We start from the raw sequence: 25,054 nt of genomic DNA on the forward strand, positions 1-25,054 counted from the left end.
TTCCCAAGAAAGTCATGCGACTCTCTTGCGTATCCGGTATTAGCTACCGTTTCCGGTAGTTATCCCAGCCTTGCAGGCAGGTTGCCTACGTGTTACTCACCCGTCCGCCGCTAAGTTAATCGGAAGCAAGCTCCCGATCAACTCCGCTCGACTTGCATGTATTAGGCACGCCGCCAGCGTTCGTCCTGAGCCAGGATCAAACTCTCCATAAAAGATGGAAGGTTCCTGCCACCCGAAGGCGGTAGGTTTTCCATTTGAAGTTAAGTTTGTGACTCATTTTGAATCTGACGAGATCGGAGCGAATTTCAAATCGATATGGATTTGAAATTCGTCCCCAATGTATCTCATTTATTTCTCACTCGTTGTTCAGTTTTCAAAGATCAAACTTTTCATTTTGCTGCTGTTTTCGTTCTCAGCAGCAACTCTTATATCTTATCATACCCATCTTTCATTTGCAAGCTCTTTTTTTCAAAAGAATCAGCTTCTTTATTTTGAAAAACTCTTTTGAACTAAGCCAACAAATCCAATCGGAACTATATAGTAGCACAATCTGTCGATTGATGCAAGTTTTTCGTTCGAATCTATTAAATAAAAAAAATAAAAATCGAACGGAAATATATAATATCACATAGCAGTCAATGGCGACAACAGTTTTTATAAATCGTTTTTATAGTAAACAAATAAGGCAGAGCACAAGCCCTGCCTTATTTGCCTATTCACTTGCTTACTGCCCTATCCACGGATTACGGCGGGCGGATTTCGATTTAGTTGAACCGTTCCGAGTTTTGCTGTTTTTCTCCTGGGAACGTGTTTGTTTCTTTGCGTTTCTTTTATTCCCAGGTTCAGTCGAAACCTTCACTTTTTCCGAGTCATTTTTTATCGCGGCTTCTTGTTCTTCCAAAGCATTTTGAGTTTGCTCTGCTGATTCGGAAGTTGTTCCTGCGTTAAAATAGTCGCGCGTGCCCATCCCGCCAACCGGAGAGCCAGGAACCATAGAGCCGTAAGGCATACCATATCCATATGGCATACCATATCCGTATGGCGGGTAGAATCCCGGACCATGAGGAGCATTAGGCATATTATCCATATGAGGGTATCCTCCCTGATGCGGCATATGCCATTGAGGAGCCTGATGGGCAGGAGATACCATTCCATCATTAGCCGGCGGATAAGAAGTATTCCATCCCTCTACATTTTCCGGCTGCGGGTATGGATAAGGCTGAATATGAACGTCTCCTACCGACGTTCCCTCACATCCGCAAGGTTGCGGTACATACATATTCATTTCTGGAGCATACATATTCGATTCAGGGGCATACATCTCCGGAGATACCGAGGTTGGCGTGTACCCGCCGTACGGGGTGTTCGAAATTCCTGGATATCCGCCGCTGTATGCCTCAGTTTGCGGGTAATTGATTTTAGTATTTCCATCGGTCTGGGCAAGAGACACGTTTGTTGGGGAATAGTTCGACGGAGCTGTATTGGCTGGAGAAATGTTAGCAGGGCTATAAGGCAGAGGCGAAACAAAAGCAGGACCGGTATTTACGGGAGCCATATTAGGGATGTAGTCGACCGGAGATACATTGGTTGGCGCGAGATTGGTTGGTGCATAATGCGCCGGCGAAACGTAATTTGGTGCAACATTGACCGGAGCCACATTGGTTGGCGCTAGGTTCGGAAAATAGCTCATCGGTCCGATATTGGTTGGAGCGAGATTTGTTGGAGCCACGTTAGTCGGTGCCATGTTTGTTGGCCCCATATTCGTTGGGGCTATGTTGGTCGGTGCAAGGTTTGTTGGCCCTATGTTTGTTGGTGCCAAGTTGGCAGGCGCCAGATTAGTTGGCCCAATATTTGTTGGAGCAAGGTTTGTTGGTCCAATATTCGTCGGAGCCACATTGGTTGGCGCTAGGTTCGTTGGTGCCATGTTCGGCCAATACCCCGGAGAAAGGTTTGCAGGTGCATAAGGATAAGGACCCATATTAGCAGGAGATACGTTTGTTGGCGCAGTGTTAGCCGGAGAGGTATTCGAAAGAGGCACATTAGGAAAATCGTAATAAGAAGAAACGTTAGGAACCATCGGCTGATTAGGTGTATAGACGTTCTCTGCCGGTTTATTAGGTTGTTCACTGACAGGCGAAACCTGATTATTCTCAGGTACAACAGGGACATAGTCAAAATGGGAAGGCTGCTGCATAACAATTTGCGAATATTCGATTTCATAATGATATTGAGTTTTCGGTTTTTCAGGCATGATCGGAATAGGGATCGCAGGCTCCTCAGGTTTCGGTGGCGCCGGCATTTCGGATTCAGGCGCTACTGGTGCTGGCGCCGGTTCAGGATTCGGTACAGGCTCCGGTGCATGGGCTACCGGTGCTGTCGATGGTTTCGGAGCCGTATTCTTTTTACCGCTGCCCGTCATGCCTCCTGTGCCGGTTCCAGCTTCATTTGCATTTTCTGCCGAATGGCCGCCGGAAGGGATGTTTACCACCTCTCCCACAAGCAGGGCATTCGGATTCTTCAATTGCGGATTGGCGTCGATCATCGCTTTAAGCGATACTCCCCAGGCTTTGGACAGCTTCCAAAGGGTATCTCCCTGCTTGACGACATGCTTGTAAATGACGCCGGTGTCATCATTCCCCACGGGCACTGCCGAGGAAGGGATTTTGACTTTATCCCCGATCATCAGCATGTCTGGATTCGTAATTTGCGGATTGGCGTCTATCAATGTTTGCAGAGGAACCTCATACTTCTTCGAAAGCTCATATAAAGTGTCGCCCTCTTTGATTATGTGTATCTTCACGCGGCAAAAACCTCCTAATCTTCTTGGGGCCGTGATATTAGCCCGTTTCCCATTGATACATCCTATGCACCTGCCCGGGATTTGTTATCCTAAAAAGCAAAAAAAACCTTCCGGTTCCCTGCAAGGGCCCCGAAAAGGTTTTTGAATTTCTTTTGCTCCCAAACTTTGACGCCGCTCTTCTTACTCTTCCACGGATTGAAGTTCCCCGTAAGTGTAACTCGGATAAGAACCCAGAATCCTTACCTGGCAGCCAAGCGCCTCGATTTCCGAAATCGCCGCGCCAAGCAGGATCGATTCGGCCTCTTCAAGCACATCCATATAAAAATAGTAGCTGCCGAGCTTTTTTTTCGTCGGCCGGGATTCGATCCGCGATAAATTCAGCTTCCGCCATGCAAAGGCAGATAAAACCTGGTGGAGCGCACCTGGAAAGTCGGCCGGCAGCGTCACCAGGATGCTGGTTTTCGGGGTCCCCGCCTTGTTGGCAAGTTTAATCTTGTCCGGACCGATCAATACGAACCGCGTAAAATTGTTGTTATGGTCTGTAATCCGCCGGGCCAAAGGATCCAGTCCGAAACGTTCCGCCCCCAGCGCAGTCCCTATAGCTGTCCATCCCTGGCCCGGGTGTTCCGCTACGCTTTGGATCGCTTCAGCCGTGCTGCCGACATTCTCCAGTTCCGCCTGAGGCATATGGCTGCGGATAAACTGCTGGCACTGAGCCATAGCCACCGGATGGGAAAGAACTTTCTTGATTTTACTGTAGTCCAGGCTTCCTTCGGATTCGAATTCATTTTTGCGGCCAACCAGATTCTGAATGGACGGGTATACCCATTCCAGCTGCATCGGTACATCCACTTCATGGACAAGCCAATCCATATGAAGGCTTACCGAGCCTTCGATGGTGTTTTCCACCGGAATTACGCTGTAGTCCGCCTCTCCGTTCACTACAGACAAAAAAACATCGGAAATCTGCTTGTAATGCTTAAGCTGGACCGGCTCGTCTCCAAAGACGTACAGGACGGCTTCGTGCGAAACCGTTCCTTCCGGCAGCAAGGCTATAGTCTTCATTAAAAAATTCCCCTTTTACTGTCATCTCGCAGTACAATCCAGTCTATTCAGACCGGATTCTCGGCGATCCGTTTCTGCATCAATCATACCAGGCTCGCGGCGGTAAAAGGAAATTCCTCGTTAACCCCCGCCAGGCGGACTCCGTCCGTACAAGGCTCCAGCCAGAGCATTTCCGCCTGTATCCCCTGTTCACCAAGCGTCTCCCGGATAAAATCCTCCAGCTCGCCGCGTTGTTCCGAACCCCGGTCGACCAGCGCAAGGAGCGTAGGACCCGCCCCGCTTAAGGCAGCGCCCAACGCCCCATGCTTCCCGGCTTCCTCCAAAATCCGTTCCATTCCGGGAATCAAAGAGGCCCTGTAAGGCTGATGAATCCGATCCTGCATCGCCGCTGCAATGAGCTCCAGCTTTCCTGCTGCAAAGGCCCCGGTCAGCAGAGAAGCCCTGCTGACGTTAAACACGACGTCCTGCAGGGACAATTTTTCGGGCAGCACCTTGCGCGCTTGCTCCGTAGGCAGCCAGAAGGAGGGGATCGCTACGAGAACTTGCAGCTCCGCAGGCGGCTCGATCCGAAGATGGAACGCCCGCTCCCCGTCCCAAACCGCGGATACGATGCCGCCGAACAAGGAAGCTCCTACATTGTCCGGATGTTTTTCAATCGCAGTCGCCATATCAAACAGTTTTTCCAAGGAAAAAGGAGCGCCGATCAACTCGTTGGCCGCATAGAGCGCCCCCACAATCGCCGAAGCGCTGCTTCCCAAACCTCTTGTCAAAGGAATATCGGAAGCCATGGAAATCTCAAGCTCGGGCACGGAAACACCCGCTTCTTCAAACACCCGCTGGGCCAGCTTGTAAATCAGATTGGATTTATCCTTTGGAACTCCCTTAAGCTCCTCGCCGTAAAGATAAAAGACCGTTTGCTTAGCCGGTTTCATTTCGATCCAGGCATAGAGGGATAAGGCCATCCCCAGCGTATCAAAGCCGGGCCCCAGGTTGGCCGTGCTGGCCGGCACGACGACCCGGACTCCTTCCGAACGGATCATACGCCCTTCCCTTCCAACTGAGCGATAGCCGCAAGCACCGCTTCCTCCGAATCCTGAACGACCAGCGGCTCGGCTCCGATGCTTTTAATCGCAATGTTCGGGTCCTTGAGGCCGTGTCCGGTGAGGACGCAGACTACTTTTTCCCCGCCTTTGAAATACCCTTCGCGTTTCAGCTTGTATACCCCGGCTACAGAAGCGGCCGACGCCGGCTCGGCAAAAATCCCCTCGCGTTTGGCAATCGTGCGGTACGCACTTAAAATTTCCTCGTCCGTTACGTAGTTGATCTGGCCATTCGATTCCTCGGCTGCAGCCACGGCCGTTTTCCAGCTGGCCGGATTGCCGATCCGGATTGCCGTAGCCACAGTTTCGGGCTCCAGAATCGGTTCGCCTTTGACGATCGCCATGGCGCCTTCCGCTTCAAAGCCGACCATCCGCGGGAGCGAACCGATTTTTCCTTTGGCATGGTATTCTTTAAAACCTTTCCAGTAAGCGGAGATGTTGCCGGCGTTGCCTACCGGAATAGCCAAAACGTCAGGTGCGCCGCCAAGCTGGTCGCAGACCTCGAAAGCCGCTGTTTTTTGCCCTTCGATCCGGTAAGGGTTCACGGAGTTCACGAGGGTAATCGGATGTTTTGCCGTAATCTCGCGGACGATTTCAAGCGCCCGGTCGAAATTGCCTTCAATGGCGATGACTTTAGCGCCGTAAATCATGGCTTGGGCGAGTTTGCCCAATGCGATGTTATTGTTAGGAATCAGAACGATGCAGTTCAAGCCCAGTCTGGCGGCATAAGCGGCCGCAGCAGCTGACGTATTACCTGTAGAGGCACACATGATGGTCCGGCTGCCTTCCTCCACGGCTTTAGCTACCGCCATGACCATCCCGCGGTCCTTAAAGCTCCCGGTCGGATTCAATCCTTCATATTTAAAATACAGGTCTAGCCCCAGCTCCTCCGACAGATTTTCGGCGCGAACCAGCGGCGTGTTTCCTTCCTGCAGCGTCAGCATCGGCGTTTTGTCCGTTACCGGCAAATATTCTTTGTAAGTTTGCAGCAATCCCTGATATCTCATCTGTTCTCCAGCTCCCTCTATGATTAAAAATGCTAGTTCGTCTTATCCTTCAACCCGGTAACAGCTTTTAATGCACCGGATCACTGGCAGCGACTCCAAATGTTTGACGACTTTATCCATGCTGGCTTTATTCGCAAGATGCGTCACAATCATGATCTCGGCCCCTGGCTGCTGGGCGTTCGGCGTCTGAATGACGGAATCGAGACTAACTTCATATTCAGCGAAAACCTGCGTGATCCGGGCGAGTACGCCCGCCTTGTCATCCACCTGCAGCAGCAGGAAATTTTTATAAAAGACCTGGTCATCCTTTTTCAGCTTTTTCTCCTTGTAAGGAACGATTGCCTTCAGGCCGTTGACGCCAAGCTTCATGTTTTTGATCACCGCCACAAGGTCGGCAACTACGGAAGTAGCTGTCGGCATTTCACCGGCTCCGGCCCCGTAAAACATAGTTTCGCCTACCGCTTCCCCATAAACGTAAACCGCGTTGAACACGCCGCTTACCGCCGCAATCGGGTGGGAAGCCCGCACCATGGTCGGCTGCACGCTGATCGATATGCCTTCGTCTTGCCGCTCCGCAATGCCAAGCAGCTTCATCTCGTAGCCAAGCTGTCTGGCATAAGCGATGTCCTCTTTGGAGACGGAGGAAATGCCGCGTACGCTCACATCCCTCAGTTCCACATTTGTACGGAAGCCCAAGGTCCCCAGAATAGCCATTTTCCTTGCGGCATCGAGGCCCTCCACGTCGGAGGTCGGATCGGACTCCGCATAACCCAATTGCTGGGCTTCCTTCAAGACGTCCTCGTAAGAGGCGCCCTCCCGGCTCATTTTCGTTAAAATATAGTTGGTGGTGCCATTTACAATCCCCATAATTTTGGTGATGCGGTCCGAGGAAAATCCTTCGATTAATGTCCGGATGATCGGAATCCCGCCGGCCACGCTTGCTTCATAAAAAACGTCGCATTGACATTCGACCGCTTTGGCCAAAATTTCGCTGCCGTACAAAGCCATAAGGTCCTTGTTGGCCGTGACGATATGTTTGCCGTATTCCAGAGCCGCAAGCAAATACGTTTTGGTCTCGTCAACTCCGCCCATAACCTCGATGATGATGTCGATATCCGGATGACGGATCACTTCCCACGGATCCTGGGTCAGTTTTGCCGGGTCTACCGCAATGCTGCGTTCCTTTTCCAAGCTTTTGACGGCAATCTTTTCGATTTGGATCGGGGAACCGACCTGGCTCATCAAATCCTCCTGGTGTTTCTCCACGATCCTTACGACTCCGGTCCCCACGGTCCCGAGCCCCAGCAGACCTACCTTTATTGCGTTCAAGCTGTCCCCTCCCAATCGTCTGTTCCCTTTTCTCTATACTTCTGCTAGATAACTAGCTTTATTATCGCCCATATGGCTAACCTTGGCCAACAATTTGTACTTTTTTAACTCCCGCGACGCTGCGCAGTTTGCTTAACATTTCATCGAGCTCTTCCGTCAGTCTGGAGGTTTCGACCGAAATTACCACATTGGCAACCCCCTGCAGCGGAATGCTCTGATTGATGGTAAGCACATTTCCGCCAAAGCTCGCAACCAAGGCGAGCATCTGGGAGAGAATGCCGGACCGGTGTTCCAAATCGAGGGACACGGTGACGATTCTATCCCGTTCAAGCTGGTTCAACAGATGAATTCCGTCCTTGTATTTATAAAAGGCACTGCGGCTTAATCCGACCTGTTCCACCGCTTCATGCACCGTTTTGACATTCCCACTGGCCAGCAGCTGCTTGACCTGGAGAGTTTTAAGCACGGCTTCAGGCAAAATATCTTCCCGTACCAGATAATAACGTTCCCTCAAAATCGTCCTCTCCTTAAAGACTGTTGTTTTTATATAGTGGACATTATAACCCATACATCCTATGTAAGCAATAGAGAAACAACCTATTTTATTATAATAGACTGCACCGGATGGAATTCTTTCTTCGGAAAAAGAAAAGAACCCGCAGTCCCTCGCGGGGACTTGCAGGTTCCGGGTCCCACCATGCAGCGCATGATGATTTTTAAATAGATCAACAATCAATAATAGTAGCTGCTTCCTTCAACAAACTCAAATTCGAAGTCGCCGATCCGGACAATCGTTCCGTCCGTGGCTCCACGTTTGCGCAGCTCTTCGTCGATGCCCATATGGCGCATCGTACGCGCAAGCTTAAGAATGGCATCATGGGAATTGAGCTGCATGCGCTTCATCATCCGCTCCACGCGAGGGCTGGATACCACATACGCTTCGTTATCCCGGGTAATCGTAAAGCTGTTGTCTTCCTCTTTATCCAGCTTGTAGATTTTCCGTTCTTCCAGTTCGCTGACCTCTTCAATCGCCGGAGCCTCCGGAATAGAATCCAGCAGATCCGCTGTTTTGTACATCAACTCCTGGACGCCTTCCCGCGTCAGCGAAGAAATCGGCATAATCAGGAGATCCGGACGGACCTCCGCAACTTTCTTGCGGAACGTTTCGAGATTCTCTTCAGCCTCAGGCATATCCATTTTGTTCGCCGCCACGATCTGCGGGCGTTTCTCAAGCTCGGCGTTATACAGCTTCAGCTCGTCGTTGATTTTTTCCCAGTCTTCGAACGGGTCGCGGCCCTCGGAACCGGCCATGTCCACCACATGCACAATTACCCGGGTCCGTTCAATATGGCGCAAAAATTCATGTCCCAGTCCAACGCCTTCATGGGCGCCTTCAATCAGACCCGGCAGGTCCGCCATAACAAAGCTGCGGCCTTCGCCAACGCTGACAACACCCAAATTAGGCGTAATAGTCGTAAAATGATAAGCGCCGATCTTCGGCTGCGCAGCAGATACGACGGACAAAAGCGTAGATTTGCCTACGCTAGGGAATCCGACAAGGCCTACGTCGGCCATGACTTTCAGCTCGAGGATGATCCAGCGTTCCTGGCCTTCTTCCCCGTTCTCCGCCAGCTCCGGCGCAGGGTTGCTTGGCGTAGCGAACCGGATGTTCCCCCGTCCGCCCCGTCCGCCGCGGGCCACAACAACCTGCTGTCCATGGCGGGTCATATCCGCCAGCACTTCATTGGATTCTTCATCGATGATCACCGTGCCGGGAGGAATCCGGACGATCATATCGTCGGCTCCGGCTCCGTGCTGGCTTTTATTCCGTCCCTTTTCCCCGCGCTGCGCCTTAAAGTGACGCTGATAGCGGAAGTCCATCAAAGTTCGCAGACCTTCGTCCACCCGAAAAATAACGCTGCCGCCGCGCCCGCCGTCGCCGCCGGCAGGACCGCCTTCGGGCACATATTTTTCCCGCCGGAAAGACACGATGCCGTCGCCGCCGTCGCCGCCTTTTACATATATCTTGGCTTTATCTACAAACATGTTTTCACCTCTTCTAAATAGCCAAAGGCATGCGGAGCTCGTAAGCTCCCTGCTGCATGGCTTCTTCTTTCACGTAAATCCGCTTGTTCCGGATCGCTTTGACGGTATGGGCTTTGAGCAGCTCCGGATTTCCGGAGTTCCCTTCCGCTTCAAAGCGCACCACCACTTCGCCGCCTTCCCGGTAAATGGACATTTTCAGCCCGACGATTTCTCCCCATGAAGAACGTCCGGCAAACTGGTAAGCGCGAATGGTATCCATGACCGTTTCCGCCCATTCATTCGCCTCCTGCCGGCCGAGCAGCGGTCCGAGCTCCAGCCCTTCCTCGACAACGATTTCAAGCTGGACGGAAGTGTTCATTTCCCGGAAAGACTGCAAATAAAAAACAAGCGACGGGATGCCAAGCCTGGAAATATGGCTTTCCGCAGCCATCCGTTCTTTTATTCTGTCCAAACTGCCGAGCAGTTTATCATGTTTGCCCAATTGAATATAGCCGTATAAAATTTGCAAATCGTTCATCCAATCATGCCTGTAGTGCGAAAGGGTCAAAGTGGCCGTCCGCTGAAAGGACTCAAGCAAACGCTGTTGATCCGATTCATGCTGCTTCCGGATATATACCCAATACCCGTAAATCACCGCACCAACCCACAAACACAATAGAATATGCACAATCACCGACCGGTTAAAATAAAACAAAATCAGAGGAATCAGCAGCAGAATTCCGGCTATGATCGTTAATGATCTTCGGTCGTTCATGATTAATCTCAATCCTCTACGCATTTTTACCTTCCTGTCCAACATACAACAGTATAACATAAAGTAACATCTTCGAAGTGGAGAGAGCTACTGAGATATGCTTGAATATCTTAGAAAAATAACCCCGCATGTGCGGAGCTCGTCCAAAGGGCTGCTGCAATTTTCAGAAGGGCCGGTTCTCAAAAAAAATCCCCGGCATTGTGCCGGGGATTTTTAGGCCGTTCGGGCTCGTTCTTAAGCTTCTACTGCAGCCGCTACAGGAGCGACTTCAACAGGGTACACGCTCACTTTCTTGCGATCGCGGCCCCAACGTTCGAACTTAACAACGCCGTCCACTTTCGCGAACAAAGTGTCGTCTTTACCGATGCCCACGTTAGTGCCCGGATGAATTTTCGTTCCGCGTTGACGAACGAGAATGCTTCCGCCGGTAACCACTTGACCGTCAGCACGCTTAACGCCAAGGCGTTTCGCAATACTGTCACGGCCGTTCTTTGTGGAACCTACACCTTTCTTGGATGCGAACAACTGAAGATCCAATTTCAACATGTCTGGTCAACCTCCTTCTTTAATTAGTTACATCTATGATCTTAACGTACTGTCCGTAGGATTGCTCAATAGTCCGAAGCATAACGACGAGCGAAGACAGAAGCAGCCTGGCTTCAGCTTTGGCCTTATCGGGAGCTGCAAGCGGAAGATCCGCGCTTAAAAAGCCGTTCTTCATACGTGAATCCATTACGATCCCGGTCAACTCTTCAACAGCGTTCACAGAGCCAACGGTAACAGCGGATACACCTGCGCAAACAATATCCCTTCCAGCCTCTGCATAATTCGCATGGCCTTCAATCCGAAATCCGGTAACGGATTTCTGCTCATCGCGTTTGATGGTTACGATAATCAAGTATCGTCACCTTCTTACGCTTGGATTTTCTCAATAGTCACCTTCGTATACGGTTGACGATGACCTTGTTTTTTGTGGTAGTTCTTCTTAGGTTTGTATTTGAATACAACAACCTTAGCGCCTTTACCATGGCGTTCTACTTTCGCTGTTACAGTAGCGCCGGATACTACAGGAGTTCCTGCTACCAAACCTTTGTCGTTAGACACAGCCAATACACGGTCAAAAGTTACAGTTTCACCGTCAGCTGCAGTCAGCTTTTCGATGTAAAGAACGTCGCCCTCTTGAACACGGTATTGTTTGCCACCAGTTTCGATAATTGCGTACATTTGCTTGCACCTCCTCATGTCTCAGACTCGCCTAATTCAGGTGACGCCCTATTACAGGCGCACTTATGTACCCGATCGGTGCGGTTACAGCATGTGTACAAGATGTACTTGAAACACATACTCAAGTATATTAGCACAATCCCGGCAGGAAATCAACAGAAATCCAGTCCAGGAAGAAAGCCTACTGGCCAGCTTCCTCTTGCAAGCTAAATGCCTCTTGCAAGCTACATTAAACAGCTCGGCCCGTTTTATTTGCGGTCGGCGTTATCTCTCATTTTCTTGCGGGTCATTTCAAGCAGCCCCAGCTTGGTCCATCCCAGGATATGATGCTGGGTGCGGTCGCTGCGCATGCAGGCATGCAGCTTCGCCAGCACCTCGTTACGGTGCTCCTCAAGCTCCATATCGATAAAATCGATGATGATAATGCCCCCGATATCGCGCACCCGCAGGAGCCGGGCGATCTCTTCGGCCGCCTGCAGATTGGTTCGGAACACGGTATCCTCCAGGGAATCCGTGCCTACATATTTTCCCGTATTCACGTCCACGACATTCATCGCTTCGGTCTGATCCCAGATCAAATATCCCCCGTCCGGGAGCCACACCTTGCGCTGGAAATCCTTGTCGAGCTGATGTTTGACCCCGTAGGCTTCAAACAGCGGAACGCCGGAGTTATGGATTTTGATCTGCGGCTTTAATGCGGGATCCAGACTGTCCAGGAACTGTCCCGCCTCTTCGGCGTGTACGGCGCAGTCGACCAGCAGCTCATCGGTCTGCGGGCTGAAAACATCCCGGATTAGCCGCTGAACCATGCTTAAATCCCGGTGCAGCAGAACGGGAGCCGCCTGCATGCCCGCTTTCGCCAGCACTCCTTCCCACTGGCGGCGAAGCAGCTCCAGATCTTCCCGGATAGCGCTTTTCGCCTGATCTTCCACAATGGTGCGAAAAATCAGCCCTTCCTCCTCCAGCCTAAGCTCCTCGCCGATTTCCTTCAGCCGGCCCCGCTCGGCTTCGTTTTCAATTTTTTTCGAAACGGCCACGTAACCTGCGGTTGGCATATACACAATAAACCGCCCCGGCAGCGAATAATGCGTCGTTACCCGGGCTCCTTTGGTCCCCATCGGATCTTTCGTAACCTGCACCACAATTTCCTGCCCCGGTGAAAGCAGCTCCGAAATGGAAGGTTTGATCTTCGGCTGTTTCTCCAAATGAGGGGAAAGACAGTCATCTATGTACAAAAAAGCGTTTTTCTTTTGTCCGATATCCACGAAAGCCGCCTGCATGCCGGGAATCACATTAGCGACGCGTCCTTTGAACACGCTGCCCACAAGTCCCTGGCCGTCAGAGCGTTCAACGGCATATTCCACAAGGCGCCCGTCCTCCAGCAGCGCCAGTTCGGCAGACCCGTGTTCGTAATGCACTACCATTTGTTTCATACTCTCACCTGCTGCCATTTCCCCAATTTATTTTTCTTTCCACATTTCCATTTTCCATATATGTGAATCAAATACGTCATTTGAGTTCATTGCTTGCCAAGCCGGACAAGAAGACATCGATCATTTTCTGTTCCGGTACAATTTCCAAAAGCCCGCCTTTAGCATCCATTACATATACAAAATGATACTTTTCTCTTTTTAGTAGACGCAGGATCGCATCCAAAGGTTTCGCTGAATCGGCCACTAAAGGCTGGGCATTTTTGGCAGAAGGCTGGCGGTCGGATAAAAAACGCTGCCTGCCGATCAGAAACCGGATAAAGCGGAACGGAACATTCCCGTGATCCACCCAATTGGAATAAAACAGAAAGAAGCCGACCATCAGCAGGTTCAGCTGAACCCCCTGGTGATGAAGCAGCGGATAAAAAGAATAAGCAATCAGAAGTCCGCTAAAAACAAGGCTGATCCTTGTCGCCCACAGCAAAGTCGTATGATAGGGCAAAACAAGGCTGAACACAGCCTGTCCCATCTTCCCCCCGTCAAGCGGCAGGATCGGGAGCAGGTTGAACAATACGATTAACAGATTCGCTTCAATAAAATAGGTCAACGAAGCGCCGTCCCATAAGCCGATCACATGCATAAGCAGGCCTAATCCGGCCAGGATGACATTCTGCAGAGGACCGGCAGCCGCGATGGCGATTTCTTTCCTCGCATTCATGCTGCCGTTCTCTTCGATCACGGCTACCCCGCCAAACGGGAGCAGCTGAATGGAAAGTACGTTTAATCCAAACATCCGGGCGGCTGCGGCATGGCCAAGCTCATGGACAAATACAATGCCGAACAGGACAATCAGCTCGGCAAAATGCCCCGTCAATACGGAGGTTAACATAATTATAACAAATAAGGGGTGGAAAGAAACCGGAATTCCGGCAATCTTAATCAAGCGGCACCACTTCTATCGGATCAATGTAAAGCCCGTCTTTTTTCATCGCAAAATAAACCGTATCCGAACCGCCGCTTTTCGCTTTGGAGAAGCTGCCGATTTTTTCTCCGCCTTCGAGCCAATCCCCTTTCGATACCGAAACCTCCGTTAAACGGCCATAAACAGACACGTAACCTCCGCTGTGCTGAACCACAACCGTTTTGCCCGTGAGCGCATCGTCGCTGACTTCCGTTACTCTGCCTGTTTCAACGCTTTTAACCTCCTGCGTGCCGTTTGAATCCAAATCAGGGACAATTTCTACGCCTTTCAGGCTGATGGCGAAGCTTTCTGCCAATTTCCCTTCCACGGGGATTGTGAAGCCATGGGCGCTTTGCACCAGCTGCTGCGGTTCGCTGCTTTCTCCAAAGATCGGAATAAAGCTGGGCGCTCCGCCAAAATTTCGTTCATACCAGGCTTCGGCCGCCTGAAAGTCCATCTCCTGCTGAAGGTTGGCCGATACAAAACTTTCGATCGGGGCCGACCAGGCAGGCTGGACATGATGTATGCCATAAAGGGCGCCAAACAGGACCGCGCTGATTAAAGTCCGCTTCCATAACGAGCGGAAGAAAGTTCCGCCGCCTCCGCCCGCCGGAATATCCGGTACAGCCGGAGACTTCAATCCGTTTTGGGGACCCGGGCCGGAGCCCAAACCCGAAGAGGAAGCTGTGGCGGTAATCGGCCCGAATGCGTCTTCACGCCACAAACCGCGTCCTTGCTTCCACAAGAGCTCCGGATCCCTTTCCTCCACCCCTTGATTCTCTTGTATCGGCTTCCCTTCTTGAGGCAAACCGGACGTTTCCCGTCCATATCCAAATTCCTCCGGATAAGAGGGTTTGCTGTATAACTGGAGCTGGCGTTCTTCCCTGCTCATCAGCTCCCGGATTCTTTCTTCGCGGCGTTTTTTTACGTTATTTTTGACGTCCATCTTTTCTTCCCCTCTCCCGTTTGCGCCATGAAGCTTGTTCGCTTCATTTTATGACGGCGGAAGCCGGAATATGAACAACATGTCCCTCCGTAAAACCCTCGCTATTTTTCATACAAAAAAAAGGGTGTTTTCAAAACTGCGGAACCAGTTCTGAAAACACCCTTTTTATCTTTTTTTCAAACGCTGCCTATTCATGAGTCCGTTCAAAGATAAGTCCAACTGCTATGGCCGATTTAGCCGCCCATGCCAAAAAATTTCTTAAATTTCGTAAAAGCGCCTTTCTTCTGGTTCAGCTGCATCAAAGGAACCGTATCGCCTAAAATGCGGCGCGCAATGTTGCGGTAGGCGATCGCAGCGGAGGAATTCGGATTCATAACCGTTGGCTCCCCGCTGTTGGCAGCTTTAATCACATGCTCGTCGTCGGGCACAATGCCGATCAAATCGATATTGAGCACCTGAATAATGTCCTCGATATCCAGCATATCCCCCGATTTGACCATGTTTGGACGAATCCGGTTGACGACCAGTTTCGGAGATTCCACGTGGGAACCTTCCAGCAGGCCGATAACGCGGTCTGCGTCCCTCACCGCCGCATGCTCGGGCGTAGTTACCACGATAGCGCGGTCGGCGCCGGCAATGGCGTTCTTAAAGCCCTGCTCGATTCCGGCCGGACAGTCGATAATGACGTACTCATATTCCTTCTTAAGCTCAAGCACGATATCCCGGACCTGCTCCGGGGAAACGGAATTTTTATCTTTGGTTTGCGCTGCAGGCAGCATGTACAGCTCGTCGAACCGCTTGTCCTTCACCAAAGCCTGGTTTAACCGGCAGCGTCCTTCAGCCACATCCACCAGATCGTAAATGATGCGGTTCTCAAGCCCCATCACGACGTCCAGATTACGAAGCCCGATATCCGTATCCACCAGGCAAACCTTTTTCCCTAAAAGCGCCAAAGCCGTACCGATATTAGCCGATGTAGTTGTTTTGCCTACGCCGCCTTTCCCAGAAGTGACGACTATTGCTTCTCCCATATCTACACCCCTTTAAACACATTGAAGTCCGGACGAACCTTCCCCACATGGTTGATTTTATCAATTTGCATGGCGCCCTCCTGAAGGTAAGCAAATTCCATGCTCGTTTCCCGGTTCTCCCACTCATCCGGCGGTCTGCTGATGACTTCGGCTATACGAAGCTGCGTAGGAGCTAAATAAGAGGCGGCGATAACCGCCTTCTCGTTGCCTGCAGCCCCTGCATGTACCGTGCCGCGCAGCGCTCCGATCACCAGGACGTCCCCGGTGCAAATAATTTGCCCTCCCGGATTGACGTCGCCCATAAACAACAGATTTCCTTCATGCCTCAGGATTTGACCCGACCGGACCATGCCGCAGAGCGTCTTTAAAGCCGGACCCTCCTGATCATCGGATATCATTCCCGGGGTGTCCACCGACCGGATGAGCAGATTGCCCTTCTGCTTCAATGTATCTAGTATCAGCGTTTTCTGTTCCTCTGAAATATTTCGATTGCCCATCTTCACATCCACATGCACGATGGGGCCTGTCAATATATTCTGATGGCTGTGCTCCAGTTTGTAACGCAGTTCGTTCAGAAGCTCCGAAAATTCACATTGATCATCAAACAGGAAAATCAGGCCATCTTTGATGCCCTTAATCGTTACATGGTTGGATTTTACCGTCATTGCCTGTCCCTCCCACTATGTAATTCGCGCAGAGCGGCTCAATCTCCTGCTTTCTACGCAAATTGACAATTGACGCTAAGCCGACTCTTCTTTAGAGCGCTGGCGGGAGGATTTGTTCTCCAGAAAACGTCTGAGCGGGACGTACACAGCAAGCGCAAAAATAAAATGAAAAATCATGTTCGGCAGCATATGATGCATCAGCGCCCAGCTGTAAGGCTGATGATTAAGCTCGAACAGCCTGTAAGTGCCGTAAAGCACCGAGTCCAGCAGCAGGCTCCCCATAAGAACGGCAAGCAGCATAAACGTAAGCGGCGTACGGCTGCCTTTAAACAGCAGGCCTATCAAATAAGCGGAAAAGCCCATTGCAAAGGAATAGGGACCGATCATCGCCCCGTAATACACCACATCCTGAAGCAGACCGAATATAATGCCCAGCAGCATCGCCCTGTGCCTGTTCTCATAAATGGAAACAAATAAGATGACGATATAAACCAGATGCGGAACCAGCCGGGTCTGCCAGGCAGAAGGGATCAGCCAGGGCACAATAGTCCCCTCCGCAATAAACAGGGCGAACAAAAGCAGCACGAGCAGCAGTTTGCGATGTTTAAGAATCATTGCGGAACCTCTGGGGTTACGACCACAAACAGCTCATTCCAGTCGGAAAACTCCGTGGCCGGCTTAACATAGGCGGTGTCCGTCAAACCAAACTCCCCGACTTGGCGGCTAACAACGGTACCGATGACCATAAAGCGCGGAAATTCGCCGCCGAGACCAGAAGAAATGATCGTATCGCCCTTCTTCAGCGGATCTTCGCTTTTGATCTTGGTCATCAAAAACATGCCCTTCTCCTGGTCGTAACTTTCAATCATGCCGAAGGACTTGTTTTCATTCCCCTGAACCGTAGCGGCTATCGCATTGGAATTCGGGTCTTTCGTGTCCAGCGTAGTCAGCAGCTTTACGGTTGCCGTAAAGTTGCTGACCTGGCTGATCGTGCCCACCAGGCCTTTATCCGAAGTGACCGCCATCTCTTTTTTAATGCCGTTTCTGCTGCCCAGGTCAATGACAAGCGTCCGGTTGTCCGGATCATTGTTGACGCTGATAACATGGGCAATCCGGTATTCGTAATTTTTGTTGCGGAGCTCCTGTTGTTCCGTAAACTTCAGTTCCTGATGCAAACGTTCGTTTTCCTGTTCAATCCAATTGTACTTCGCTTTATCACGCGTATAATGGGCGAGCGCAATTTTGAGCTCCTCATTTTCGTTCTGAACGGAACGCAAATTCGAAATATCTTCAAAGAAACCCGCGATATAGGAGACGGGCTTATAGACGATATACTGTACAAATCCGACGGTATCTTTGCTAAATTTCTCCGGCCAGGACAAACCTGCCCGCGGTCCAAGCGTAAAGCCCATGACCGCGATAAACAGGATTAAACCCATCAGCAGGAAAAACAGTCGTTTGTTGCCCAGTAATTTGAACAGTTTAAGCACCCTCTAACCATACATTTTCTCTCTCCCACTGCAAGGGTGGTTATATTTATGTTATAACGATCAGCGTTTCGAACGTCCGGACTGGCCTTTGGATTTAAACATGTGGATGTTATCCAGCGCGCGGCCCGTCCCGATTGCCACGCAATCCAGCGGATTTTCCGCCACAATTACAGGCATTCCCGTTTCGCCGGCGAGCAGCTTGTCAAGGTTGCGAAGCAAAGCCCCGCCTCCGGTCAGCACAATGCCGCGGTCCATGATGTCGGCTGCAAGCTCCGGAGGACATTTTTCCAGCGTAACTTTTACGGCTTCTACGATTGCGTTCACCGTATCATTCAAAGCTTCGGAGATTTCGTCCGAAGTAATGGAAATGGTTTTAGGCAGACCGGTTACAAGGTCACGGCCGCGGATTTCCAGCGTTTCGACGGTCTCAAGCGGAAGTGCGGAGCCGATGTCCATTTTCAGCTGCTCGGCCGTTCTTTCCCCGATCATCAGATTATACTGGCGTTTGATGTACTGGATGATGGATTCATCCATCTCGTCGCCGGCCACGCGTACGGATTTGCTCGTTACGATGCCGCCGAGGGAAATAACGGCTACCTCGGTCGTACCTCCGCCAATGTCAACAACCATGCTGCCCGTCGGTTCCCAAACCGGAAGATCGGCACCGATGGCCGCTGCAAAAGGTTCTTCAATCGTATAAGCCTCTCTAGCTCCCGCCTGTTTGGTCGCATCTTCAACGGCACGCTGTTCAACCGCCGTAATGCCGGAAGGCACGCAAACCATCACGTTAGGATGGCGCTGGAACATCGAACGCTGCTTTTGAGCCTGCGAAATAAAATATTTAATCATGGTTGCGGTCGTGTCGAAATCCGCGATAACCCCGTCTTTCATCGGACGGATCGCACGGATATTGCCCGGCGTTCTGCCGATCATTTTTTTGGCGGACTCACCTACCGCCACGATATTTTTAGAGTCGGTATGGATCGCTACCACGGAAGGCTCCCGGACCACGATTCCTTTCCCGCGCACATAAACAAGTGTATTCGCCGTTCCCAAGTCAATTCCCAAATCTTTCGTAAAACCACCAAACATGCTGTAATCTCCTTTTCTTGTATCGCCGCTGCTCGGCAGGATATCTGGACTATTATATTACATCAAACCTTGTTCCTTCAAACTGACAAAACGCCCGTCGCCGATGACCAGATGATCCAAAACGTCAATGCCGACAATTCTCCCGGCTTCGCACAGCCTTTGTGTAATCTGGATATCCTCGGGGCTCGGTGAAGGATCTCCGCTCGGATGGTTGTGAGCGCAGACAATCGACGCGCTGCTGCATTTCATTGCGGCGCGAAAAACTTCTCTCGGATGGACGATTGAGGCGTTCAGGCTTCCCATGGAAAGCGTCTCTTGACCTATAAGATGATTTTTGGTGTTCAGAAACAGGCAAATAAAATGCTCTTTATTCAGGTAGCGCAGCTGGTCCATGACGATGTCGGCCGCATCTTTCGGACTGCGGACGATCAAGGCTTCCCTGCGGGAAGAACTCGCCAGCCTGCGTCCGATTTCGATACCCGCAAGCAGTTGGATCGCTTTCGCTTCCCCGATCCCTTTAATTTCCGTTAACTCATCCAAACTCAGATCCACAAGACCGCGGATCTCTCCGGCTTTGGACAAAATCTTCTGGGCAACATGGATAGCCGATTCCTGGTGGGTTCCCGTCCTCAGCAGAATGGCAAGCAGTTCAGCATGGCTCAGCGCACCCGCTCCATATCTTATCAAGCGCTCTCTCGGTCGTTCTTCATGGGGGATGTCGCGCAGCATATAAAGCGGCGACTCCATCTTGGTTCCACTCCTCATCCGAAAATCAAACTTCGGTTCCTAACAAACATTCAAGTAACGTTTCGGGTTCGTCAAAAGTTTCATTGTTTTTCAAAATTCGTCTTCATTCAGCACGGAAAGACCAAATTCGCCGAGCATATCGGCAAGTAAGGACAAGGGAAGGCCGACAACATTAAAATAATCGCCTTCGATTTCAGTAACGAGAGTGGCACCCAAACCCTGGATTCCGTAAGCTCCCGCCTTGTCCCGTCCTTCCCCGCTGCGGACGTAAGCGGCAACCTGGCTGCTCGTCATCGGTTTCATGGTCACTTTGGTCATTCTCGACCGCACTATAGTTTGTCCACTTTCAGCGTCCAGGCAGGCCACGCCCGTATAAACCTCGTGTTTGCGCCCCTGCAGGGAAGCGATCATTTGAATGGCATGAGCCTCATCCTCAGGTTTACCCAATATTTCCCCGTCGCGGACAACAACCGTATCGCTTCCTACGATGACGGCTTCAGGCCGGACCTCCAGGGAGTCATAAACCTGCTGCGCCTTCCGGCGGGCCAGCTCGGACACGGCCTGCTCCGGAGACCATTCCGGCGAAAGCGTTTCGTCCGCATGGCTGGGGATGACCTGAAACGGAATGCCTAAGACGGCAATCAGCTCTTGTCTTCGGGGAGAAGTTGAGGCCAAAATGATGGATTTGGAAGGTTTCATAGTCAAACGTAAATTTCTCCTTCATTCACGTTTATTTCAGGTAACTTCATAAATCGTCTTAATAGGGCATCTCAAAAAAAACAAAATGGCATAAGTAGTGACAAGTTGTTAACCCTGTCAAGCCTCGCCATTTTTTGACACTACTTATTATAAGGTTATTTGTTCCTCAATACAAACAAAAATCCGGCAGGGGAAAGTTTTTCCTGTACCTGCCGGATCGTACCGCGAAAGCTTAATTTTGCTGGAACAGCTGCTGCTCGTCGAGCACGTAACGCATCATGGAATTTTGCACTTCCCAAAGATGGGATTTGGCTTTGGTTTTATCAAACTGGAGCAGGGCTTCCACCGCGCTGTTCATCTCGGTCTCCATGTTCTGGATCAACTGCTTGTCGTTACCCGCGAAACCTCCGCGCACGGCGGCTGCGCTTTGGGTAAACTGGACGTGCTTTTCCTGTAAATCAGTGATCAGACTTCCGTCCAAGTTCGGCGTCTCCTCCAGCAGCAGGGAGGCCGACGTTTCACTGAGCAACTTGACGAGCTCAGCACTTTGCTGGGCATATTGCTCTAGCGACTCCGTATTCAGCGCATAGTGAACGGAGGCTGCGGAAGGAATGGAGGCTTCATGCAAAATCAGGTCAACGCCGCCCGCCTTCATCTCGCTGCTCAGCAGCTTGGCCTGCTCCCGGTCGGCGGAAATGGCTGCATAAACCCTTTTGTTATCAAGTGTGTCTTGAGCCGCCGCATATCCCGCGTCCTGAAGCTCTTGCTGCGCTCGTGTCACTCCGTCGGGGGAGCTGAACACCCCGTATTGCAGGAAAAAATAATCCTGAGCCGGAAGGTTCACCTGCACCGCCGCACCGGCGGTCTCTTCCTGCTTGAGTTCTCCTACGGCGGGCAGCGCATCTACGGCCTTTTGCGCCGTTTCGCTGATCGCCGCCAGTCCCGGGATTGGGAACTCCACCTCTTTATTAAACAAAGATAAAACCACCATGCCAAACAAAGCGCCCGTTACGACGGCCCCGGTTACCGAGCCAACAACCTTCCATCTCGAATGCCGGGTTGGCGGCCGGTGGCGGACCGGATCTTCGCTCCAAAGCGGGCCTTGTCCGCTTGCGGTTCCGGCTTGGCGCCGTTCCCTTTCGAACCGTGAGGACCACTCCTGTTCCTCCTCTTCCCGGAACACGGGTCCGGAGTTCTCTTCGCCATCCTGCGCTTCAGGATAACCGTACATCTCCAATCCCGCATGCGACCGAAAAGGATTCCCGACATCCTCTTCCGGCCAGTTGCTGATCGCCGCATTCATATCCGCATACCGACGCGGCTCCCGCTGCTCCTTAGAAATCGGTTCCCGACCGGGATTCGGTTTCCCCCCTGCTGCCTTGTCCAATCCGGCGCGAAGCGGCCCTCTAAGGTTCGGGCCAGGCTTTCGTACTCGCTCCGGCATCCGTTCAGGATCCGGCATCCCTTCAGCGAACGTCCGTACCTGATTGGGCATCCGTACCTGATTGGGCTTAGGCGCCTGCTCCCGAATCTTTTTAGAAGCCGCAACTACTTCCAAATGCGGTTTTGCGGCTGCCGTTTTTTCCGCGTCAACCGGCTCCAAAGGCTGTCCGTTTACAGGATCCCATAACGGCTCGCTTTGGGTTGTCCGGGTCTTCTCCTGGCCGTCAAAGCGGAACGTCATTCTGGCTTTATTCACCGTCACACTCTCCTTGTCCATCTTCTATAATTCCAGCGTATGAACATGGACGGCCAGTTATGCCATGAAAATAAGACAAGCTCAGAACTCCGCAGTAACTTTTAGAGCCCGATATTTAAAAAAACCTCAAGCCTCCGGCTGCTGCCGTGGGCTGTGAGGTTTGGCTCCTGCGAAGCAGGAAAATCTGATTCTATTTTAAATACCGCAAGCTACTCGCGAATTTGTTTGGCCAGCGCATAACCGACCTTCCAGATGTCGCCCGCGCCCATCGTAAGCACCAGGTCTCCCGGCTGTACTCGTCCCGCCAAATCGGCAAGCACTTCTTCCTTGGTCGGAATGTAGCGTGCCCCGGGGTTGCTGTTCTGCTTGATCAGCTCTACCAGCTTGGAGGAACTGACCCCTTCGATCTGCTTTTCGCCGGCCGGCGAATAGATGTCGGTAATGATCACTTCATCCGCATCGGCAAAAGCTTTGCTGAACGCGTCCAGCAGGAAAAACGTCCGCGTATAGCGCTGTGGCTGGAATACCGCCACAATCCGTTTGCCGGTCGCTTTAGCAGCGCTGACCGTCGCCTGTATTTCCGTCGGATGGTGGGCATAATCATCGATGACCAAAATATCTTTAGCTTCACCCAGCACCTGGAAACGGCGTTTCGCACCGTTAAAATGGTGGATGGCTTCCGTGATATCCTCAAACTTGATGCCTGCCTCCAGGCACACTATAACCGTTGCCAAGGCATTATACACGTTGTGGTTCCCCGGTACCGACAGCTCAATCGTACCCAGCTCTTGATGCTGGTGTTTCACTGTAAACGATACCTTGCGGTCGCCGAGCTGAATGTCGCTGGCGACATAATCGCAATCCTGATGGATGCCGTAAGTGATAATATTGGCTTTCACTTGGGGCAGCAGCTCCAGAATCGTTTTGTCGTCCCCGCACACCACCGCTTTGCCGTCGGCTTTGGTTTGATTCAGAAACTGTACGTAGGCCTGCTTCAACTGCCCGAAATCGCCGCCGTAGTTTTCCAGATGATCCGCTTCAATATTGGTGACCACGGAAAGGGCCGGATAGTAATGAAGGAAAGAGCCGTCGCTTTCATCGGCCTCCGCCACAACGAATTCGCCTTTGCCCGCTTTTGCGTTGGTACCGATATTCATGATTTCTCCGCCGATGATATAGGTCGGATCCGTCCCGCACTCCTCCATGACCAAAGCGATCATCGAAGAAGTGGTTGTTTTGCCATGCGCGCCGGCAACGGCCACTCCCCTGCGTTCATTAAGCAGCCGCGCCAGCATTTGAGAACGGTGCAGGATCGGAATGCCCTGTTCCTGCGCCTCTACGCGCTCCACATTATCTTTGGGAAGCGCCGTCGAATATACAACCATATCGGCGCCATGAACCTGCTCGGCCGTATGCCCGATATAAATTTTGGCTCCTTTGGCAGCAAGCTTTTCAGTAAGCTCCTGGGCTGCTACGTCCGAGCCGGTAACGGTGTAACCCATTTCCAGCATGACCCGGGCGATCGCACTCATGCCGTAGCCGCCGATCCCGATGAAATGAACGTGTTCTGTTATCGTGTTTGACATTGAATTCACCAGCCTTTTTCAGAATCGGTTTGATGCAGCAGCGCTGCCCGAACATCAGAAATTAAGTACAACGTACCGGATACGACTCCCAGATCTTCCGCTTTCGTCTGCGACTTCAGCTTCTCGAGAGCCGCCTTCCAATCGGGTTCCACGATGATTTCCAAATCCGGCTTCGCTGCCGTTTCCTTCAATTCCTCAACAAGGCCTAACAACGCCTCCGCGTCCATTTTTCTGCGAAAATCCGGCTCGGTAAGGATAAGTGTATCCACTATCGGTAATATATGCTTAAAGTATCCCTGATGATGCTTGTTGGACAGCATGCCCATCATTAAAATAAGTTTGTCGTATTGGAAAATCTCCGGAAGAGACCGGGCCAGCGAAGCCGCGCCCTCCGGATTATGCGCGCCGTCCAGGACGATCCGCGGCTCCCGGCTTACCTGCTCCAATCGCCCGGCCCATGCCGTTTGACGCAGCCCACGGTCTACATCCTCATCATCGAGAATAAACGCCATATACTGGCGCAAAACCTCCAGCACCATCAAAGCGCCGGACGCGTTTTTGCATTGATGTTCGCCCAGCAGCCCGATCTCAACCTCCACATTACGGAAAGGACCTTTGAATATAAGCTCCTGTTTGCCGTCGTTCAGCTCCCCACGCTCATAACTGAACTGTTCGTCCAGCAAATACAACGCAGCATTTTTCTTTGCCGCTTCGGCTTTGATGACCTGAACGGCTTCAGGCTGCTCCGCGCAGCTGACCACAGGAACTCCCGGTTTGATGATTCCGGCTTTCTCGCCGGCGATTTTCTCCAGTGTGTCTCCCAAAATGTCCATATGGTCAAAACCAATGTTCGTAATGAGAGAAACGATAGGCGTTACGATGTTGGTGACATCCATCCGCCCGCCGAGCCCGGTTTCCCAAACGACTACATCCGGGTAACACACTTCGGCATAATAAAGAATCGCCAAGGCGGTAGAAACCTCAAACATGGTCGGAGAACCCATCTCTGTCGCCGCCAGCTCCTGAACTACCGGATAAAGACGGTTGGAAAGCTCCAGCAAAACGTCCTCGGGTATATCTTCACCGTTATACTGAAAACGATTCGTAAATTTTGTAATATATGGGGACGTATAAGTCCCCACGCTGTAGCCGCTCTCCAGCAGCACGCTGCTCAAAAAAGCACAGGAAGAACCTTTGCCGTTCGTTCCGGCCACATGAATGAATTTCAGGCGGCGCTGAGGATTGCCGAACCGCTCCATCAGGGCGTAAATCCGTTCCAGACCGGGCCGGATTCCGAATGGAATCAGCCCGTTAATCCAGTCCACTGCTTCGCCGTACGTACGCAGCGGCGTTTCTTGTCCCCCATCGCGCTCGTTCATTCCG

Annotated in this window: 24 protein-coding genes, 1 rRNA gene and 1 other annotated feature; all 25 genes read right to left on the minus strand. The window is 51.6% G+C overall.

Translation table 11 applies throughout. The annotated features are described in order from the left end of the window. Positions 1 to 212, minus strand: a 16S ribosomal RNA gene (locus tag AC3ZPD_RS10865); the annotation flags it as partial. A gap of 512 nt (positions 213 to 724) precedes the next feature. Continuing rightward, a complete protein-coding gene (locus AC3ZPD_RS10870) occupies positions 725 to 2,800 on the minus strand; it encodes a LysM peptidoglycan-binding domain-containing protein (RefSeq protein ID WP_490984321.1) in 2,076 nt (691 codons plus the stop codon). Positions 2,801 to 2,980: 180 nt separating this feature from the next. Beyond that, a complete protein-coding gene (gene pheA, locus AC3ZPD_RS10875; RefSeq protein ID WP_490984322.1) occupies positions 2,981 to 3,865 on the minus strand; it encodes a prephenate dehydratase in 885 nt (294 codons plus the stop codon). A gap of 83 nt (positions 3,866 to 3,948) precedes the next feature. Next, the gene (gene thrB / locus AC3ZPD_RS10880) at positions 3,949 to 4,905 is read right to left on the minus strand and encodes a homoserine kinase (RefSeq protein WP_490984323.1); all 957 of its coding nucleotides are present in this window, start codon (positions 4,903 to 4,905) and stop codon (positions 3,949 to 3,951) included. Then, a complete protein-coding gene (gene thrC, locus AC3ZPD_RS10885) occupies positions 4,902 to 5,972 on the minus strand; it encodes a threonine synthase (RefSeq protein WP_490984324.1) in 1,071 nt (356 codons plus the stop codon). Before thrC ends, thrB begins: the two co-directional genes overlap by 4 nt. Before the next feature lie 42 nt (positions 5,973 to 6,014). After that, complete coding sequence (locus AC3ZPD_RS10890) at positions 6,015 to 7,301, minus strand: homoserine dehydrogenase (RefSeq protein ID WP_490984325.1); 1,287 nt, start codon at positions 7,299 to 7,301, stop codon at positions 6,015 to 6,017. A gap of 76 nt (positions 7,302 to 7,377) precedes the next feature. Beyond that, complete coding sequence (locus AC3ZPD_RS10895) at positions 7,378 to 7,815, minus strand: ACT domain-containing protein (protein WP_490984326.1); 438 nt, start codon at positions 7,813 to 7,815, stop codon at positions 7,378 to 7,380. 218 nt (positions 7,816 to 8,033) lie between these two features. Then, positions 8,034 to 9,347 (minus strand): GTPase ObgE, encoded by a 1,314-nt coding sequence (gene obgE, locus AC3ZPD_RS10900; RefSeq protein ID WP_490984327.1) that lies wholly within the window; start codon positions 9,345 to 9,347, stop codon positions 8,034 to 8,036. Between the two features lie 13 nt (positions 9,348 to 9,360). After that, a complete protein-coding gene (locus AC3ZPD_RS10905; protein WP_490984328.1) occupies positions 9,361 to 10,101 on the minus strand; it encodes a Spo0B domain-containing protein in 741 nt (246 codons plus the stop codon). Positions 10,102 to 10,335: 234 nt separating this feature from the next. Beyond that, positions 10,336 to 10,647 carry a 50S ribosomal protein L27 gene (gene rpmA / locus AC3ZPD_RS10910; protein WP_068697198.1) on the minus strand — a complete coding sequence of 104 codons (312 nt, stop codon included), beginning with the start codon at positions 10,645 to 10,647 and terminating at the stop codon, positions 10,336 to 10,338. Positions 10,648 to 10,666: 19 nt separating this feature from the next. After that, positions 10,667 to 10,999, minus strand: a complete 333-nt coding sequence (locus AC3ZPD_RS10915; RefSeq protein WP_490984329.1) for a ribosomal-processing cysteine protease Prp — start codon at positions 10,997 to 10,999, stop codon at positions 10,667 to 10,669. 14 nt (positions 11,000 to 11,013) lie between these two features. Beyond that, the gene (gene rplU / locus AC3ZPD_RS10920) at positions 11,014 to 11,325 is read right to left on the minus strand and encodes a 50S ribosomal protein L21 (RefSeq protein WP_490984330.1); all 312 of its coding nucleotides are present in this window, start codon (positions 11,323 to 11,325) and stop codon (positions 11,014 to 11,016) included. Positions 11,326 to 11,338: 13 nt separating this feature from the next. Beyond that, positions 11,339 to 11,421: a sequence feature (ribosomal protein L21 leader region), on the minus strand. A gap of 152 nt (positions 11,422 to 11,573) precedes the next feature. Then, positions 11,574 to 12,758 carry an Rne/Rng family ribonuclease gene (locus AC3ZPD_RS10925; protein ID WP_490984331.1) on the minus strand — a complete coding sequence of 395 codons (1,185 nt, stop codon included), beginning with the start codon at positions 12,756 to 12,758 and terminating at the stop codon, positions 11,574 to 11,576. A 76-nt stretch (positions 12,759 to 12,834) separates the two neighbouring features. Next, complete coding sequence (locus AC3ZPD_RS10930) at positions 12,835 to 13,698, minus strand: M50 family metallopeptidase (RefSeq protein WP_490984332.1); 864 nt, start codon at positions 13,696 to 13,698, stop codon at positions 12,835 to 12,837. Further along, positions 13,691 to 14,662, minus strand: a complete 972-nt coding sequence (locus tag AC3ZPD_RS10935) for a peptidoglycan DD-metalloendopeptidase family protein (RefSeq protein WP_490984333.1) — start codon at positions 14,660 to 14,662, stop codon at positions 13,691 to 13,693. The genes AC3ZPD_RS10930 and AC3ZPD_RS10935 overlap by 8 nt, the downstream gene beginning before the upstream one ends. A 233-nt stretch (positions 14,663 to 14,895) precedes the next feature. Further along, positions 14,896 to 15,693, minus strand: a complete 798-nt coding sequence (gene minD, locus AC3ZPD_RS10940) for a septum site-determining protein MinD (RefSeq protein WP_490984334.1) — start codon at positions 15,691 to 15,693, stop codon at positions 14,896 to 14,898. Positions 15,694 to 15,695: 2 nt separating this feature from the next. Further along, a complete protein-coding gene (minC, locus tag AC3ZPD_RS10945; RefSeq protein ID WP_490984335.1) occupies positions 15,696 to 16,358 on the minus strand; it encodes a septum site-determining protein MinC in 663 nt (220 codons plus the stop codon). A 75-nt stretch (positions 16,359 to 16,433) separates the two neighbouring features. Further along, positions 16,434 to 16,973, minus strand: a complete 540-nt coding sequence (mreD, locus tag AC3ZPD_RS10950; RefSeq protein ID WP_490984336.1) for a rod shape-determining protein MreD — start codon at positions 16,971 to 16,973, stop codon at positions 16,434 to 16,436. Continuing rightward, the gene (gene mreC, locus AC3ZPD_RS10955; RefSeq protein ID WP_490984337.1) at positions 16,970 to 17,848 is read right to left on the minus strand and encodes a rod shape-determining protein MreC; all 879 of its coding nucleotides are present in this window, start codon (positions 17,846 to 17,848) and stop codon (positions 16,970 to 16,972) included. The genes mreD and mreC overlap by 4 nt, the downstream gene beginning before the upstream one ends. Positions 17,849 to 17,908: 60 nt before the next feature. Further along, positions 17,909 to 18,940 (minus strand): rod shape-determining protein, encoded by a 1,032-nt coding sequence (locus AC3ZPD_RS10960; RefSeq protein ID WP_490984338.1) that lies wholly within the window; start codon positions 18,938 to 18,940, stop codon positions 17,909 to 17,911. A gap of 57 nt (positions 18,941 to 18,997) precedes the next feature. Beyond that, positions 18,998 to 19,687 (minus strand): RadC family protein, encoded by a 690-nt coding sequence (radC, locus tag AC3ZPD_RS10965; protein WP_490984339.1) that lies wholly within the window; start codon positions 19,685 to 19,687, stop codon positions 18,998 to 19,000. A gap of 90 nt (positions 19,688 to 19,777) precedes the next feature. After that, positions 19,778 to 20,386, minus strand: a complete 609-nt coding sequence (locus AC3ZPD_RS10970) for a Maf family protein (RefSeq protein WP_490984604.1) — start codon at positions 20,384 to 20,386, stop codon at positions 19,778 to 19,780. A gap of 232 nt (positions 20,387 to 20,618) precedes the next feature. After that, positions 20,619 to 22,085, minus strand: coding sequence for an SPOR domain-containing protein (locus AC3ZPD_RS10975; RefSeq protein ID WP_490984340.1), 1,467 nt, complete (start codon positions 22,083 to 22,085; stop codon positions 20,619 to 20,621). 209 nt (positions 22,086 to 22,294) lie between these two features. Beyond that, positions 22,295 to 23,671, minus strand: coding sequence for a UDP-N-acetylmuramate--L-alanine ligase (gene murC, locus AC3ZPD_RS10980; protein WP_490984341.1), 1,377 nt, complete (start codon positions 23,669 to 23,671; stop codon positions 22,295 to 22,297). 5 nt (positions 23,672 to 23,676) lie between these two features. Beyond that, the gene (locus tag AC3ZPD_RS10985; protein WP_490984342.1) at positions 23,677 to 25,050 is read right to left on the minus strand and encodes a bifunctional folylpolyglutamate synthase/dihydrofolate synthase; all 1,374 of its coding nucleotides are present in this window, start codon (positions 25,048 to 25,050) and stop codon (positions 23,677 to 23,679) included. Between the last annotated feature and the right edge of the window lie 4 nt (positions 25,051 to 25,054).

The organism is Paenibacillus mobilis, assembly GCF_058267595.1.